Origin of the sequence: Cerasicoccus maritimus, from assembly GCA_031296935.1 — a bacterium.
In the GTDB taxonomy this organism is placed as follows: Bacteria; Verrucomicrobiota; Verrucomicrobiia; order Opitutales; family Cerasicoccaceae; genus Cerasicoccus; species Cerasicoccus maritimus.
Window position 1 is genome coordinate 73,073 of record JAVDPD010000002.1, and the last position, 16,063, is coordinate 89,135.

Annotated in this window: 14 protein-coding genes; 8 read left to right on the forward strand and 6 right to left on the reverse strand. The window is 58.3% G+C overall.

Going from position 1 to position 16,063, the window contains the following annotated elements; translation table 11 throughout:
* Positions 1 to 64: 64 nt before the first annotated feature.
* Complete coding sequence (locus tag RBB62_RS00850; protein ID WP_309396068.1) at positions 65 to 2,155, forward strand: hypothetical protein; 2,091 nt, start codon at positions 65 to 67, stop codon at positions 2,153 to 2,155.
* Positions 2,155 to 2,688 (forward strand): hypothetical protein, encoded by a 534-nt coding sequence (locus RBB62_RS00855; protein WP_309396070.1) that lies wholly within the window; start codon positions 2,155 to 2,157, stop codon positions 2,686 to 2,688. The genes RBB62_RS00850 and RBB62_RS00855 overlap by 1 nt, the downstream gene beginning before the upstream one ends.
* 147 nt (positions 2,689 to 2,835) lie before the next feature.
* On the opposite strand, the gene RBB62_RS00860 is transcribed toward RBB62_RS00855, so the two are convergent.
* The 4 genes from RBB62_RS00860 to RBB62_RS00875 all read right to left on the reverse strand — a co-directional run bounded on the left by RBB62_RS00860 (position 2,836) and on the right by RBB62_RS00875 (position 6,183).
* On the reverse strand, positions 2,836 to 3,303 hold the full coding sequence (locus tag RBB62_RS00860; RefSeq protein ID WP_309396072.1) for a hypothetical protein: 468 nt from the start codon (positions 3,301 to 3,303) through the stop codon (positions 2,836 to 2,838).
* On the reverse strand, positions 3,287 to 3,625 hold the full coding sequence (gene cutA / locus RBB62_RS00865; RefSeq protein WP_309396074.1) for a divalent-cation tolerance protein CutA: 339 nt from the start codon (positions 3,623 to 3,625) through the stop codon (positions 3,287 to 3,289). The genes RBB62_RS00860 and cutA overlap by 17 nt, the downstream gene beginning before the upstream one ends.
* A gap of 826 nt (positions 3,626 to 4,451) precedes the next feature.
* Positions 4,452 to 5,399, reverse strand: coding sequence for a thioredoxin-disulfide reductase (gene trxB / locus RBB62_RS00870; protein WP_309396076.1), 948 nt, complete (start codon positions 5,397 to 5,399; stop codon positions 4,452 to 4,454).
* 157 nt (positions 5,400 to 5,556) lie between these two features.
* Positions 5,557 to 6,183 carry a peroxiredoxin gene (locus RBB62_RS00875; protein ID WP_309396078.1) on the reverse strand — a complete coding sequence of 209 codons (627 nt, stop codon included), beginning with the start codon at positions 6,181 to 6,183 and terminating at the stop codon, positions 5,557 to 5,559.
* A gap of 171 nt (positions 6,184 to 6,354) precedes the next feature.
* On the opposite strand from RBB62_RS00875, the gene RBB62_RS00880 reads away from it, so the two are divergent.
* Entirely contained in the window at positions 6,355 to 7,365 is a 1,011-nt protein-coding gene (locus RBB62_RS00880; RefSeq protein WP_309396080.1) for a LysR family transcriptional regulator, read from the forward strand.
* Positions 7,366 to 7,410: 45 nt separating this feature from the next.
* On the opposite strand, the gene rpe is transcribed toward RBB62_RS00880, so the two are convergent.
* Positions 7,411 to 8,061 (reverse strand): ribulose-phosphate 3-epimerase, encoded by a 651-nt coding sequence (rpe, locus tag RBB62_RS00885; protein WP_309396082.1) that lies wholly within the window; start codon positions 8,059 to 8,061, stop codon positions 7,411 to 7,413.
* Positions 8,062 to 8,254: 193 nt separating this feature from the next.
* Between rpe and RBB62_RS00890 the strand changes: the two genes are divergently transcribed.
* The gene (locus tag RBB62_RS00890) at positions 8,255 to 10,966 is read left to right on the forward strand and encodes a mechanosensitive ion channel family protein (protein ID WP_309396084.1); all 2,712 of its coding nucleotides are present in this window, start codon (positions 8,255 to 8,257) and stop codon (positions 10,964 to 10,966) included.
* Here the strand turns inward: RBB62_RS00890 and RBB62_RS00895 are convergent.
* Positions 10,963 to 11,586 (reverse strand): DUF445 domain-containing protein, encoded by a 624-nt coding sequence (locus RBB62_RS00895; protein ID WP_309396086.1) that lies wholly within the window; start codon positions 11,584 to 11,586, stop codon positions 10,963 to 10,965. The genes RBB62_RS00890 and RBB62_RS00895 overlap by 4 nt on opposite strands.
* Positions 11,587 to 11,637: 51 nt before the next feature.
* Between RBB62_RS00895 and RBB62_RS00900 the strand changes: the two genes are divergently transcribed.
* The 4 genes from RBB62_RS00900 (at position 11,638) to RBB62_RS00915 (ending at position 16,033) form a co-directional block, all read left to right on the forward strand.
* Positions 11,638 to 12,684: a ligase-associated DNA damage response exonuclease gene (locus RBB62_RS00900; RefSeq protein ID WP_309396088.1), complete on the forward strand. Its 1,047-nt coding sequence runs from the start codon at positions 11,638 to 11,640 to the stop codon at positions 12,682 to 12,684.
* On the forward strand, positions 12,681 to 14,291 hold the full coding sequence (locus tag RBB62_RS00905; protein ID WP_309396090.1) for an ATP-dependent DNA ligase: 1,611 nt from the start codon (positions 12,681 to 12,683) through the stop codon (positions 14,289 to 14,291). Before RBB62_RS00900 ends, RBB62_RS00905 begins: the two co-directional genes overlap by 4 nt.
* Positions 14,292 to 14,366: 75 nt before the next feature.
* The gene (locus RBB62_RS00910; protein WP_309396092.1) at positions 14,367 to 15,626 is read left to right on the forward strand and encodes a glycosyltransferase family 4 protein; all 1,260 of its coding nucleotides are present in this window, start codon (positions 14,367 to 14,369) and stop codon (positions 15,624 to 15,626) included.
* A 5-nt stretch (positions 15,627 to 15,631) separates the two neighbouring features.
* Positions 15,632 to 16,033, forward strand: coding sequence for a four helix bundle protein (locus RBB62_RS00915; RefSeq protein WP_309396094.1), 402 nt, complete (start codon positions 15,632 to 15,634; stop codon positions 16,031 to 16,033).
* The last annotated feature ends 30 nt before the right edge of the window (positions 16,034 to 16,063 follow it).

Consider the following 16,063-nt stretch of genomic DNA (forward strand, 5'->3'; position numbering starts at 1 on the left):
GTAACTCCGGGCTTCCTCTTCATGCCTTGAGGCTGTAGCTTCATCCCGATTTCAGTTCTGTCCAATGAGCACGATTACCACTTTTACTACGATCAAGGGCATCTCCTGCCCGGATTCCGTGCAGGCTGTCGCCGAAACGCGTCGCGCGCCCGCAGTTGAATTAGCTTTCACGGCCGATGGCGCCGTGCCATTCCCGCAAATCATTGTGCGCGGGCCTGCTGGCGAGATAGTCTTCAATGGCGAGGAGCTGACCGGCGACGACATTGGTGGCGTTTACTCGGTGGAGATCCCAGCCGGTAAGCTCGGCATAGGTCGCTACGAAGTGCAGTTTGAAGGCTGCCGCAAGGTCAAGTGGCGGCAAGCGGGCGGCGACCAGTGGGTCAAGGCGTTTGGTAGCTTTGAGGTCAAGCCTGCGCCACGCCCCCGCGTGACGACGAAGGATGCCAAGGCGGTCAAAATCTACTACGGCATCCACAAGCACATGCACCAGCCGTACTATGACGCCGCCAACACCGATTACTGGGATGGCGAAAAGGCGGAAATTTTCGGCACCCGCCGCGGCGCATACTCCAGCTTTATTCCGACCGCGATTCGCCACTACGTCAATGGTGGCCTTCCGTATGCCGGCCTCTCCACGAGCTGGAGCGGTTCGCTGATCGAGCAGCTCAACGGCAAGGGCGGTTTCCCCGGTTGGGCCGATCAACTCCGCTCCGTCGCGCAGGAGAAGACCACACTGGGTAACCCGCGCTGCGACTTTACAGCCTTTGGCTTTTTTCACCCGCTCATGGCGCTTATTCCGGGCCGTAACATCGTTAAGCAAATCGAGTGGCACCGCGGCATCATCGAGTCCACCTTCGGCCAACCAGCCAGCAATGTGCTTTTCCCGCCGGAAACGGCGTTCCATGTGCGCATGATTCCGGCGCTGAACGAAGCTGGGGTGAAGGCAGTCATCTACGACAGCATCCACCGTTTCCGTGCCTGTCAGGAGTATCCCTACGCGGGTTTTGAGGAAGGCATGCTCCCGCCCAACGAGTCTGAGCAGGTCAATCCGCCAGTTGACGATTGGCAGCAGCTCAACAACATTTGGGCCGCCAGCAAAATCAGCGCTTCGCTGCTGCGCCCGGAATACATCGTCTACACCGATCCGGACGGCAAGGAGCACAAGATCATCGGTGTCCCGGCCGAACGTTATATTGGTAACGAAGATGCTCGTGGCGGCTTTGGGGCGCTGCAGTATCCGTCGATCCTTGGCCAGTTGCACGACCACATGATCGAGATGGGCACCTTCGATCCCAAGCATCCGCCGTTCTTCCTGCTCCACAGCGATGGCGACAACTACGGCGGCGGCACCGACAGCTACTACGGGCACAACACTCAACGCATGGTTGAGTGGCTGCAGAACGATCCGCGTTTTGAATTATGCACCGTGAAGGATTACCTTGAGCAATTCCCGCCGGACGAGAAAAACGCCGTCCACGTGGAGCCCGGCAGCTGGGCTGGCGCCGACAACGGCGACCCGCAGTTCATGAAGTGGTTCAGCCGCTACGACCAGCCATATTCGCCCGACTTGAACAGCTGGGCCGTCCTCACCGCGCTGCAAAATTGCGTGCATGCGGTGGAAGACTCTCAGCCCGGAAACAGCAAACTCGGTGAGGCGCAGCGCCTCATGTTTACTGCTGAGACGAGCTGCTACTGGTATTGGACCGGGCAGCAAAACTGGGACCAGCAGGTGACTAACGCCGCCAACAAGGCGCTGTATATCCTTGGCGGGGATCTCGATGCCGCCGTGCAAAACGACAAGACCGGCCCAACGATTTTCGCGCCGTGGGTCATGCCGGAAAACCCGGGCGGCAAGACCTGGGGCAACCATTGCCTCAAGGACGCGCCGCGCGAAGCCACGGTCCATACTTTTGTTTACGACATTGCCGGCATCAAGGAAGTGAAGCTTACTTTGCGTTGCAAAGGTAAGAAGGCCAAGACGATCAAGCCAACCTTGCAGGAGCCGTACCCCTCGGAAACTGGCCCCGCGCGCACCGCGGATCACGTCACTTTTGAGCTGCCCGTGGGCGCTGGCGACTGCCGTTACTTCATCACCGCGACTGACCAAAAGGGCAACGTCAGCCAATCCGCGTTGGAGCGTGTGTTCCTGGCCTGATGCTGCCCGCACTCATCATTGGCGGGGTTTGCTTGACCGGAAAAACCACTTTGGCGCACGCGATTGAACGCCAAGCTGATTTTCGGGTGGAAGTTTTGGAAGGAGACGAGATGCACACCTCCGTCGCCATCGCGAAGATGCGCGCCGGTGAGCCGCTCAATGAACAGGATCGCGAAAGTTGGCGCGCGCGCATTGGCGTGCGCATTGCCCAGCGCCCGAGCGACCGGCTACGCGTCATCACGTGCTCGGCACTAACGAAGTTTACTCGCGACACTTTACGCAACTACGGCGATTGCGAATTCGTTTTTCTGACGATCTCTCAGGCACTGGCTGAGCTCCGCGCAGCTCGTCGCCTGATGGACGAAGGCGAGCATTTCTTCCAACCCGCGAAATATCCACGTTTGCTCCAGGGGCAGTTCCGGGACTTGGAGTTGCCGACGGAGGCGGAAGCAGATTGCCGAGTGGTCAACGCCGAGGATTTGAATCTGGACGCCTTCGCTGCCGAGCTGGCCAATCGCTATCGCGTGGCCTGAGTGAGCGGAAGAAGAATGAATTCTTTTGGCGCGGTCGGAGAGGTGTGGTGTTTAAACCCGATGATGAAAGCGGATTGGACGCGGATGCCAGCAGGACGCGTTTCTTTTAAGCGGATCTGTATCCTTTTTCGCTGGCCTTAGCCTGGGCTATATCTTGGACGGGTCGGGGTGCTGATAGCGTGATTGTTGTGAGGCGGGGTGAGGAGCCGACGATGTGGACGCGTTATTGACCGGGCCGACTATTTCCAAGATGTATGGCGTGCAGGTGCCCTTGGTGATGCGCTTTTCGATCACGTTAAATTGGTCACCAGTGGCAAAAGGATAGTCTGGCAAATCCTGGCGCGAATAGGGGGTTACGCGGCCATCGATGAGGAAGCGGACTTGCTCGGCATCGGAATCAGAAACCACAGCGACGCCGGGCGTTTCTTCATACGTGCACGGTCCACCCACGAGCTGAGCCGGAGAGGGGGGGGCGCTGGAGTCGTCGGTCTTGCAGCCGGTGAGTAGAGCCGCGGCAACCGCAGCGAGCAGTGTCAATGAACGGGTGGTGCGCATGGTGTTGATGATGCGACAGGGAGGGGGCGGGGTCAAGCCGGGCTTACGGCGCGTCTTCACGTTGGCTGTCGTGAACCCATGCCACGTAATCGGTCGATCCGGTGTCGGCGTAGGTGACGACCCACTGCGGCGTGTCGTAAGGGTGCAAGGCCACAAGCGCGTTGCGGACGGCTCCTTCGTGGTCGGCGGGAAACTTCAGCACGAGGCGAAACTCCTCCTCTTGGCAAAGGTCGCCCTGCCATTGGTAGATCGACGTCACGGGGCCGGTGACCTGTGCGCAGGCGACGAGCCGTTGTTCCACGAGCGCGCGGCCGATCTCGACGGCGAGCTCGCGGCTGGGCGTCGTGCTCCAGCCGATGGCGACTTGGGTTTCCGAATTCATGCAGCGGATAGTAATACGTGGGGGGAGGATTGTCAGGATTCATTTTAAGAGATGGCTGACCCCTGGGGAGGGGGGGGGGGAGGGATGTTCGAAGGTGTGTAGGTTGGGAAGTTCGCAAGTTGAGTGGGGAGGGGGGGGGCGTAGTTTTGCTGAGTTGGGAGAATTAGCCAAGGCGATGCCTGGCGGCGGACTGGTAGATCCGGCAAATGTGAGACGATGGAACGCGAATTGCGCAGCATGGAGGCAGCGCGAATCGGGAGAAAAAACAGCGGCAGGGCTATGTTGGATGCGCAGCCGAATGCAAAAGTAGTGGTAGTTTTAAGTTCATGCTGTATAAAATAGCATAAATTAAACTAAGGCCAAGAGAAATGTGCACAAAAAAGCATTTTTAGTGCACGGGGTCATTGGGCTCATTCCGTGGTGTTGTCATGAAGGGCTCGCGCTTGCGCGTTGCCGTATTCGTTCAAGCTCGGGTAGCGGCCAGCGTCCCCGCTGGCCATATTGTAGGCGAGTCAGGTCTGGTATGCTGTTTGTGGTGTTTCGCGGACATGGGGCTAGCGCGGACCGATTCCTTCTATTGGTTGCAGGCTTGGCCAGCGGGGACGCTGGCCTTTACCTAAGGTAGATCGATTGACAACCGTCAGCATGGGGGTGCGGCGCGGGGACGCGCCTGCGCTACCTATTTGTCAGACGGCATGAGCGAAGTCTGGCGATGTTGCGCCCATGAAAAAAGCGCCGGCGTGAAACCGGCGCTTTGGGAAAGCCAAGAAAAGAAATTGCCTGCCTGTGATGAGCAGTGCCTTGCCCGTGGAGGGCTCGCGTAGGCTTAGGCTTCGGCGAGCGCGGGTTGTTCGGCGAGCCAGCGCTCGGCCTCGATTGCAGCGCGGCAACCCATGCCAGCGGCAGTGATGGCCTGGCGGTAAACGTGGTCCGAACAGTCGCCGGCTACGTAGAGGCCCGGGACTTCGGTGTGCACGCCGCTCTCGTGGTCGCTGACGATGTAGCCTTCGTCGTCGAGCTTGAGGATGTCGGCTGCAAACTTGGTGTTCGGGATGTGGCCAATGGCGATGAAGATACCCTTGGCGTCGATCTCGGAAACTTCGCCCGACTTGACGTTCTTCACGCGGACGCCCTTCATCATGCCGTCGTCGTCAGCGAGGACTTCCTCGGCGACGGTGTCCCACACGCATTCGATCTTTTCGTGAGCGATGGTGCGGTCGGCCATGACCTTGGAGGCGCGCAGCTCGTCGCGGCGGTGTAGCAGGTAAACCTTGGAGGCAAAACGGGTGAGGAAGAGGGCTTCTTCGCAAGCGGTGTCGCCGCCGCCCACGACGACTACGTCCATGTTGCGGTAGAAGGCGCCGTCGCAAGTCGCGCACGTGGTGACGCCCTTGCCGCCCCACATTTCCTTTTCGCCCGGGATGCCGAGCAGGCGCGGGCCGGCACCGGTGGCGATGATGACCGTGCGCGCCTTGTAAACCTTGCCGCTTTCCGCGGTGAGGACCTTGACGCCGTCTTCGACTTCGATCTTCGCGATGAGGTCTTGCTCAAAACGGGCACCAAAGCGCGTGGCCTGCTTGCGCATGTTGTCCATGAGCATGAAGCCGTCGATGCCTTCGGGGAAGCCCGGGAAATTTTCCACTTCGGAGGTGGTGGTCAGCTGGCCGCCGGGCTGCGTTCCTTCGAGAAGCAGCGGCTCCAGATTGGCGCGCGCGGAATAAATTGCGGAGGTGAGGCCGGCGCAGCCCGTGCCCAAAATAATTACGTTTTCCATGAGATGTTAAAGCTAGAGTTGCGGGAGTCGGGAAACTCACTCCCAGGAGTTAAAAAGCCAAGTTTTGCCAGCGCGGCCGGCGGTTTGCATTGGCTGCGCTGCGTATAAAGTTGGCCGGGGCGGCAATGTTCCGCCCCAGCCGTGATGAAATCAAGCTTTACTTGCTCAGGAAGGTCGAAACGCCTTCGTGGGACGGGTTCATGGCTTCTTCGCCCTTTTCCCAGTTGATTGGGCAAACTTCGCCGTGAGCTTCGAAGTGCTGGAGCGCGTCGACCATGCGGAGGGCTTCCTTGATGGAGCGGCCTAGCGGGAGGTCGTTCACGACCTGGTGGCGCACGACGCCTTCCTTGTCGATGAGGAACAGCCCGCGGTAGGCTACGAGCTCACCGGAGGCGACGAGGTTGCCCTCGACGTCGATGTCATACTCGCCAGTGAGGACGTCGTAAGCGGAGGAAATCGTCTTGTTCGTGTCGGCCACGAGCGGGTACTTGACGCCTTCGATGCCGCCGTTGGTGCGCGGGGTGTTGACCCAGGCCCAGTGGCAGAACTCGGTGTCGGTGGAGACGCCGATGACTTCGGTGTCGCGGTCCTGGAAGGACTGGAGTTCGTTTTGGAAGGCGATGATTTCCGTCGGGCAGACGAAGGTGAAGTCCTTTGGGTAGAAGAACAGTACGACATACTTCTTACCGAGGAACTGGTCCAGGGTGAAGCTCTCGACGATCTGGCCGTTGACGACCGCCTGTGCGTTAAAATTGGGTGCTTTTTTTCCGACTAATACGGGCATGTTAACAGTGTTTGATGTTAGCTTGTTCGGGTGGTGTCAGGAACAGACATAGCGATGCCCTGCCCCTGACTGGTGAAATTTATAACCTGAAAACCGCCATTCGTGAAATATATTGTTCCTATTGTTTTAATAGGTGTTGCCTATGTTTAATGGTTGGCCCATTACAGCCTAATGGAAATGCACCAATTGCGGTATTTCAGGGCAGTGGCGCGCACGGGAAATTTTACCCGGGCAGCGGAGCAGTGTCACATTGCGCAGCCCTCGCTATCGCAACAAATCCGTAAGCTGGAGGAGGAGCTGGACGAGAAACTCATCCTGCGGCTGCCGGGCGGCAAGTCCCGCCTGACGCCGGCTGGGGAGATCCTGCTCACGCGTGCGAACCGTATCCTGGCCGAGGCGCAGAGAGCGGTGGAAGAGCTGCGCGACCGGCAAAAGGTCATCAGCGGCGCCGTCCGCATGGGGGCGATTCCGACGATTGCGCCCTTTTTGGTGCCGCAGGCGCTGCTGAACTTTAACCAGAATCATCCCGAAGTTGAACTGGTGGTGCACGAGGCGACGACTGAGCAGTTGCTGGCTCAACTGGAGCGCAACGAGTTGGACTTTGTCATCGTGAGTCCGCCCTTGGCGGGTGGCCCGTGGCAGACCGAAAAGCTGGGGCATGAGGAGTTGTTTCTCGTGACGCCCGATGGCAACCACCACATTGGCCAGCAAGCGCCAACGCTCGACGACTTGCGCGAGGAAGAATTTATCCTGATGAGTGAGGGGCATTGCCTGACAGGGCAAGTCATGCGGTTTTGCAAGCTGGCGGAGTTCCGCCCGCGCGTGCGCTTCCTGAGTGCGCAGGTGGAGACGCTCAAGGCGCTGATCCGCTCGGGTGCGGGGGTGTCATTGCTGCCGGCGATGGCGTTGGGGGATGCCTCTGCCGATGGCGGGCTGCACGTGATCAAGCTTCAGGATCCGCCGCCGCAGCGGGAGATTGTCTTTGCCTCATTGCCGGATTTTCCGCTGCCACTAGCGGCGCGCGAGTTTCAGGGCTACCTTAAGAAAGCGTTCGAACAGCGAACCCAAGTGATGAGCGATAAACCAAAGAAAAAGGCCGCCAGGAAGTCGAAGTCACCCAGCGAGAAACTCGCTACCTCTGGCAAGCCACCGCTGCGCGGCAAGCGCAAGAACCGGAACTAGAGAGCATCTTGCATCTAACTTCGGCGAATTTAGATGAAGCGTGCTTTAGCCCTGCAAGCTTGCGACGAAGGCTGGTTTGTCTGGGTTTTTAAAAAACGCGGTGCCTGCTACGAAGGTGTCGGCGCCAGCCTTCAGGCAGTCTTGGCCAGTGTTGGCGTCCACGCCGCCATCGACTTCTATGCGCCACTGGTAGCCTTTATCCACGCGCCACTTGGCGACGGTTTCGATTTTGGGCAGCACGTCGGTGCGGAACGATTGGCCACCGAATCCGGGTTGCACGGTCATCAGCAAAACGAGGTCCACGTGGTCCAGGTAGGGGAGCAGGTCTTCCACCGGCGTGCCAGGGTTGATGCAGATGCCGCACTGGGAGCCGAGCTCGCGGATACGCTTTAGTGTGGCGAGGTGGTCGTAGTCGGGCTCTGTGTGGATGGTCACATTTTGCGCTCCAGCATCGATGAAGGCTTCGATGTATTGATCGGGGCGGGAAAGCATCAAGTGGACATCGAAGAACAGTTTGCTGTCCGGGCGCAGGTCTTTGATGGTTTGTGGTCCGAAGGTGAGGTTGGGGACAAAATGGCCGTCCATAATGTCGAGGTGTATCCACTCGGCGCCGGGTGTGGCTTCAACTACGGCCAAGCTTTCGGCGAGGCGGGCGTGGTTTCCGGCAAGGATCGAAGGTGCAACCAATCGTTTCATGGAATAGCGTTGTAGACCAAAGCAGTTTTTTCTCCATCAAAAAAAGGCAGCAAGTCGGTGCGCAGAGGAAGCAATCGGGGGGATGGCCAAGTTGCTCAATCACATTGACTGTGTTCAGCGCAGAAACTGCTCAGACTGTTTTTCTCCCGTTTTTTTGCTTCCGACCGGGGTGGAAGTAGGGTTTTCTATGGGTATGGAGCGTTTGGAAGCTGTTCGTCGTGCTGCGCGTCATTGGGGTTGGCCGTGTTTGGAAGGGATGTTTGCGCGGAAGGCGTTCGATTGGCGGCAATGGGGGATTCGCTGGTTGGCTTTTGTGACGGTCATGATGGCGGCGCAGCCAGTCACTGCGGAAAGGGCCGTATCGGATGCAGAGAGGGCCGTGCAGGAGACGACTTTGCCTTACGAACCTTTGCGACCGGCGAACACCATGAGCCCGCGGGACACCATCAGGACTTTTTTGACGGAATATCAGAAGGTCGTCGATGAATACCTGGGGGAAGGGCGAGTGACTAGTAGCCGTGGCTTGGCGGCGTATGATCGCGCGTTGCGTACGCTGGATTTCAACAACACGCCCGATGGCGGTTCGCGCTGGGTGCAGACTGAGCACCTGGTTTTTCTCCAGGAAATTCTCCAGAAAATCGCCATGCCGCCGGAAGACACGATCCCCGATTACGCTGAGGTAAAGGCGAGCGGCATCACGGAATGGACAATTCCGGACACGCGCATCACGCTACGGTGCGCTGACTCCGGCCCCTACGAAGGCGAATGGCGTTTCTCGGCGCGTACCGTGCAAATGCTGCCGCGCTATTTTCGCCAGATGCGAGATATTCCTTACCGGACGGGCGGCGCCGAGAGCCTCTATGACATCATTCAGCAAGATACGGAAGGTTTGATTAACCGCGAGCGTTTGGTGGGCAATCGCTTGCGCGCCATCAACCTGGATAGCCCGCGCTCGGCCCTGGAAGGTTTTTTGAAAAATATGAATCAGGCCTACGCCTATCTGTTGCAGGTCGATGAGGCATTTAGCAAGGACGAGCCCTCCATGACAACCGAGGAAGCGGAAGCGCTCGAGCGTCTGGCTGAAGACTGCATGGAGCGCGCGGTTTCAACGCTGAACTTGAGCGAAGTTTCCGAGGCATTGCGTTATGACAGTGGCATTGAGTCAGCGATGTTGATCAAGGAGATCATCGACCGTATGGCGCCAGCGCCGCTTGACCAGATTCCCGACATCGAGATGGTGCGCCAGATGCGCAAGGATAGCGGGGGCAAGGCAATCCGCTGGACTTATCCCAATACGAAGTTGGAAATTGCTGAAATCATGGATGGCCATGACGAGGGGCTCTTTAAGTTTAGCCCGCACACCATTGAAATCGTGCGCGACGACTATGAGCGCATCAAAGATCTGCCTTACAGCGAGCGCTACTACAACCACTTTTCAGCTAAATACGACTCGGCGGATATCTCACCTGGGTTCTACGAATACTATGCGACCACTCCTGGAAACCTGATTCCGAAAGCAACTTTTTGGGGGCGTTTGGTGGATCGTTTGCCAGAGTTTATGCATGCGGCAGTCAAAGGTCAGCCGCTGTGGCAATGGATTGCAACGATCATCCTTTATGCTTTTGGTTTTATCCTCTCACTCTTGGTTTATGTGTGGACGACGCGGATGATTGGCCATTGCAAGCCGCCCTACAAAAGCTGGCTGCGTCTCTTCAGCCCCTTGTTCATTTCCGGCATTATTTTTTGGGTGACCCGGTGCATCACCAACGGTGTGAACATCACGGGACAGGCCATCCTCAGCATCCTGGCGATCGAGCGCATATTGGAAACCTTTTTAATGTCCTGGTCGGCGTTTATTCTCTGTCGGGCCTTGGCGGAAACGGTCATCATGCTGCCGCAGATTAAAGACGAGAGTGTTGACGCGAGCCTCTTGCGGCTGACCTCGCGCATCATCGGCACAGTGCTCTCAATTTGGGTGATCATTGCTGGTTTGGACGACTTGGGCATCGACATATGGCCGCTCATTGCGGGCCTTGGGGTTGGAGGCTTGGCGGTGGCGTTGGCTTTCCGGCCGACGATGGAAAACATCATTGGCAGTTTCATGATCTTTGCGGATAAGCCCTTCAAGGTCGGCCAGCGCGTCAAGGTGCTGGGCGCCGATGGCACGGTGGAGTCCATCGGCTTGCGCTCCACGAAGATCCGCCTGTTGACCGGCCACCTGACTTCGATTCCCAACGAAAAGATGGCGACTGTGGTCATCGAGAACATTGGCCAGCGTCCCTATATTCGACGCGTTTTTGATGTGACGATTACCTACGACACCAAGCCAGCGAGTATCAACCGCGCCGTGGAAATTATCCGCGAAATCCTCGCGGTGCCCGAGGGCGAAAAGGAGCCCAAGGAAGACGGCTCGACGCACCCCAATGCGAACATCAACCAGCCGGATTTCCCGCCGCGCGTTTACTTTAATAACCTGAATACCGATTCGTTGAACATTCTGGTGCTTTACTGGTACCACCCGCCAGCTTACTGGGATTTCCTTGAGCACGCGAACTGGGTCAACGTGCAGATTATGGAGCGCTTTGCGGCCGAGGGCATCGACTTTGCATTTCCCACACAAACCCTTCACTTGGCAGGCGACAAGAGCCGCCCACTCACTGTGGGCCAGCGCTGGGAAAGTGACGAGGAGGGCCAGTCGCCGATCAACTTGTTTTCGCAGGCCGCTGCCTTCGGTGCCCACAGCGCTTTGGGCAACGTTTCCTTCGCCTCGGCCAGTGATGAAATAAAGCCCGAGGGCAAGAATCCCGCGACTCCCATTGTCCCTTCCGAAGAAACGGGTGATACCTCCGACGCGCCAGTGGAAGAAGACTTAATGGACGGCGATTTGGATCAAAACAATCGCTAGCTAATCACGATCAGGATACCCACCTGCGCGAGGCCGACGACAAAGCCCAGCACGCCGCCGAGGATTTCGATCAGTTGAAATTCGCGGCTGGCGACACGCCTTACGAGCTCTTCGAGCTTATACATTTCGAAGGCCAAAATGCGGTCGCGGACAATGTCTCTGACTTGCAGGCGCGCCTCGACGTCGTTGGCGATGCGCTCGCGCATGGGCTCGATCTCGGCGTGGATGGACTCCAGCGCCATGCGCTCCAGGCTGGCGATGGTGCTTTCGTTGATCATGCCACCGATCAGTGGAATGCCGCGCAGTTTTTCCGCCACACGGCCACGGATGACTTTGCGGACAAAGCCGTCGATGTAGCTGTGCACGTCGAGCTGCTCAATCTGTTCGCGGATCAGGTGCTGGGTCAGCAGCTCCTGCTCGACGACCTCGGCCACGCGCAGTGCGATCTCCTCCTGGCGACGCGGGATGAGCCCCTGTACTTTCGCGCCAAAGCAGCGGATGGGCTGGCGTGGGCGAAACAGCATTTGAATAGCCAGCCAGTTCGTGATCCAGCCGATAAAGGCCGTCACAAATGGAATCCACGAATAGCGGATTAAGGCGTCGGTGATTTCAGGGTTCATTGGACAAAGGGACCATTTTGCATAGAGTGCGTTCCGTCTCACAACTAAATAATGCCGCGACCGCCCCTCATCCATGCCACGCCCCACGGCCTCTATTGCGAAGCTGGCGGGTTTTACATCGACCCCTGGCGGCCGGTTGATCGGGCGGTCATCACGCATGCGCACAGCGATCACGCGCGCTCGGGCTCGCGGGCCTACCTGTGCTCGCGGAGCGGGGAGGGCGTTTTGCGGCATCGCATCGGCAGCGCGTCGCCGATTGAAAGTCTGCCGTTCGGCGAGCAGACGACGATGAACGGCGTGACCGTTTCCCTGCATCCGGCAGGGCACATTCTCGGCTCGGCGCAAGTGCGTGTGGAGCATCAGGGCGAAGTCTGGGTGGTGTCCGGTGACTATAAAACGGCGCCCGACGCCGCGGCGGAAAATTACGAACCGGTGCGCTGCAATCACTTCATTACGGAGTGCACGTTTGGGCTGCCGATCTACCGCTGGCCGGATCAGGCGGATGTCTTTGCCGAGCTCAACCAATGGTGGCGTGCGAATCAGGAGCTTGGCCGGACCTCCATTGTGTTGGCCTATTCGCTGGGCAAAGCGCAGCGCGTGCTGGCGGGCGTCGATGCGAGCATCGGGCCCATTGCCGTGCATGGCGCGGTGGCGCCGTTCATGCCGCTGTATCGCCGTGAGGGCATTGAGCTGCCCGAGGTGGAAACGCTGACCAAGGACAATGCGCAGGACTATCGGGGCAAGGGGCTTGTCGTGGCACCGGGTTCGGTGCAGGGCACGACGTGGCTCAAGAAGATCGCACCGAATTCGCTGGCCTTTGCGAGTGGTTGGATGGCGGTTCGCGGCGCGCGGCGTCGCTTGTCGCTGGACCGCGGTTTCGTGCTGAGCGACCACGTGGATTGGCCGGGGCTCATTGATGCGGTCAAGGCGACTGGCGCGGAAACCATCGGCGCGACGCATGGGCACACCGCGCCGTTTATCCGCTACGCACGCGAGGTCATGGGCCTCAATGCTTACAACGTGCCGACGCATTTTGTGGGCGAGCGGATCGACCGCGAGGAGCCCGAGGAACCGCAAACGGAGTTGCCGCTGGGGTGAAGGCGTTCACGCAACTTTTCACGCGGCTCGATGAGTCCAACCGCACCAACGACAAGGTCGCGGCGATGCGGGGATACTTTGCCGAAGCGGAGCCGCGTTCGGCGGCGTGGGCGTTGTGGTTTTTGATGGGCAACAAACTCCGCGCCCCGGTGAAGACCAAGATGCTGCGCGAGTGGGCGAGCCAGCTTTCGGAGTTTCCGCTGTGGATGGTCGAGGAGTGCTACAGCCATGTGGGCGACCTGGCCGAGACGCTGGCGCTGATCCTGCCGGTAGGGAAGGGCGGCGGTGAAGAATTACCGCTTTGGCAACTGGTCGAAGAGCGTGTCATGGCGCTCGCGGATTGGGATGGCCCGCTGCAATTTCCGCTCGTGCGCGCAGCGTGGTCGACGCTCAGCAGCAGCGAGCGCTTTGTTTACAACAAGCTCATCACGGGCGGCTTTCGTGTAGGGGTGAGCCGCACGCTGGTGACGCGTGCTTTAGCCGAGCATGCCGGCATTGAGCGCGCGGTGATGGAGCACCGGTTGATGGGCGCGTGGCGTCCCTCGGCGGAAGCGTTTGAGCGCCTGCTCTCGGAAGAAGACGACGGCGAAGCCAGCGCGGCACAGCCGTATCCGTTTTTTCTGGCGTATCCACTGGAAGGTGCGCCCGCGGATTTGGGGGAGCCAGCCGACTGGCGTGCCGAGTGGAAGTGGGACGGTATTCGCGCGCAACTGATCAAGCGTCAGGGGCAGGTGATGCTCTGGTCGCGCGGCGAAGAGATGATTGCCGAGCGTTTTCCGGAGGTCACGACGTTGGCGGCGCGCTTGCCCGAGGGTACGGTGCTCGATGGCGAGTTAATGGCTTGGCGCGATGGGCGTCCGTTGTCATTTGCCGTGCTGCAAACGCGCATCGGCCGCACGAAGTTAACGCCCAAAGTATTGAAAGAAGCGCCTGCCGCCTTTCTTGCTTATGACTGTTTGGAGTTCAATGGCAGGGACCAGCGCGAGACACCGCTTCGGGTGCGCAGCGCGCTGCTGCATAAAGCGGTGGCTCCGCTGTGTTCCGAACATGCAGAGAGCTCGATTCTGCTGGCCGATGGTGTTGCTTTTCAAAATTGGGAGGACTTAACGAAGCTGCGTGAGAAGTCGCGTGAGCGCGGCGTGGAGGGGCTGATGCTCAAGCGCTGGGAGTCGCCGTATCGCGTGGGGCGCGTGAAGGGCGATTGGTGGAAGTGGAAGGTCGATCCGTATTCTGTCGACGCGGTGCTGGTGGCTGCGCAGTCGGGGCATGGTCGGCGGTCAGGTTTATTTACGGACTACACCTTTGCGCTGTGGAAGGATACGGAATTGGTGTCCTTCGCCAAAGCCTACAGCGGCTTGACTGATGCCGAGATTGCGCGGGTGGACCGCTGGGTGCGGCAGCACACGGTATCCAAGCATGGGCCGGTGCGGGTGGTTGAGCCGGAGCTGGTGTTTGAGCTGCATTTTGAGGGCATTGCGGAGTCGAGTCGGCACAAGAGTGGATTGGCGGTGCGCTTCCCGCGGATTGCGCGGTGGCGCGAAGACAAGCCTGCGGCCGAGGCGGATTCCATCGGGACGGTGCGCGCGTTGTTGCGGACTTCTGATTAGAAAGTGTGGGTTGTTGCTTGCCGCTTAATGAATTTTATACATACTGGCAGCTAATCTGCTATAGCTAAGTCGGCCATGCCCAAGAACATCGGATTTATCTCAACCCGCTTTGCCGGAACAGACGGCGTCTCTCTCGAGAGCGCAAAATGGGCCGAAGTCCTATGGGACGATCGCCATGTGAGCTACTGGTATTCAGGGCTCAACGACCGCAGTAAGGATTGCGCATACGTCGTGCCCGAGGCCTATTTTGGCCACCCGGAAAATATGTGGATCAATGAGCGTTTGTGGAATCGCACGGCGCGTGATCCGCTGGTCTCGACGCGTATTCGCGACATGGCGGACTACCTGAAGAGCACGCTGCACAATTTTGCCCGCAAGCATAACCTCGATTTCATCATTCCGCAAAACGTGCTGACGATCCCAATGCACGTGCCGCTGGGCATTGCGGTGACGGAGTTTTTGGCCGAGACGGGCATCCCGACCATTGCGCATCACCACGACTTTTATTGGGAGCGCACGCGCTTCTCGGTGGGCTGCATTCAGGACTACCTGGACCAAGCTTTCCCGCCGAGTCTGCCGAACATTCGCAACGTGGTCATCAACCGCCCGGCCGAAGAGCAGTTTGCGCTGCGCAAGGGCGACTCCGCGTTGCTGATTCCGAACGTTTTTGATTTCGATAAGCCCGCGCCGCAGCCCGATGATTATTCTGCGGATATCCGCGATGAACTCGGCCTGGAGCCGGACGATATCATGATCCTTCAGCCGACGCGCATTGTGCCCCGCAAGGGCATCGAGCACGCGATTACGGCGGTGGGCATGTTGAAAGATCCGCGTTGCAAGCTGGTCATCTCGCACGCCGCGGGCGACGAAGGCATGGACTACAAACACATGCTCGACGAGAAAGCCAAAGAGGAGGGCGTCGACATTCGTTACTTCGACAAGCGCATTGGAGAAGTCCGCCAATACGATGACGACGGCAAAAAGATTTATACGCTGTGGGACCTTTACCCGCACGCGGACTTCGTCACTTATCCGAGCACCTACGAAGGCTTCGGCAACGCGCTCCTGGAAGCGGTTTATTTCCGAAAACCCACGCTGGTCAACCGCTACTCGATCTTCATTCAAGACATCGAGCCGAAGGGCTTCCGCTTCGCACTGATGGACGGCATCGTGACCAATCGCGTGGTCAATGAAATCAAACGCATCCTCGACGAACCGGCCTACCGCGAAGAAATGTGCGAACATAATTATCGGGTCGCAAGGCGGCATTATAGCTACACGGTGCTGAGAAGGTCGTTGCGGATGTTGATGACGCAGCTGACGGGACTTAATTGAGGTCCGTGAAGATTAAAGGAAAAAGATTAAAGGAAAAAGTGGAATTCGAAGTCGCAGAAGCTTTCAAAGAATTCGAGAGCTTGCAGGTGTGGAAGCGCGCCTGTCGATTGACTGTTTCACTTTATCGCGAACTCGAATCTTTTCCTGATCGTAGTTTAAAAGATCAAATGACGCGGGCTTCAGTGTCGATTGCCTCAAACATTGCTGAAGGTTACGAGCGCAATAGCCCTAAAGATTTTGTGCGTTTTCTGCGCATTGCTAAAGGCTCAACTGGCGAATTGCGAACGCAGCTATATCTGTCTCAAGCAGTTGGTCTGTTAAGCAAAGAACAAACCGAACCACTCGTGGCTGAATGTCGCGAAATCTCCGCCATGCTCCAAGGCTTCATCAACAAGATTAAGCTCTAACTTTACCAAACTCACCGAACTTTTTCCTTT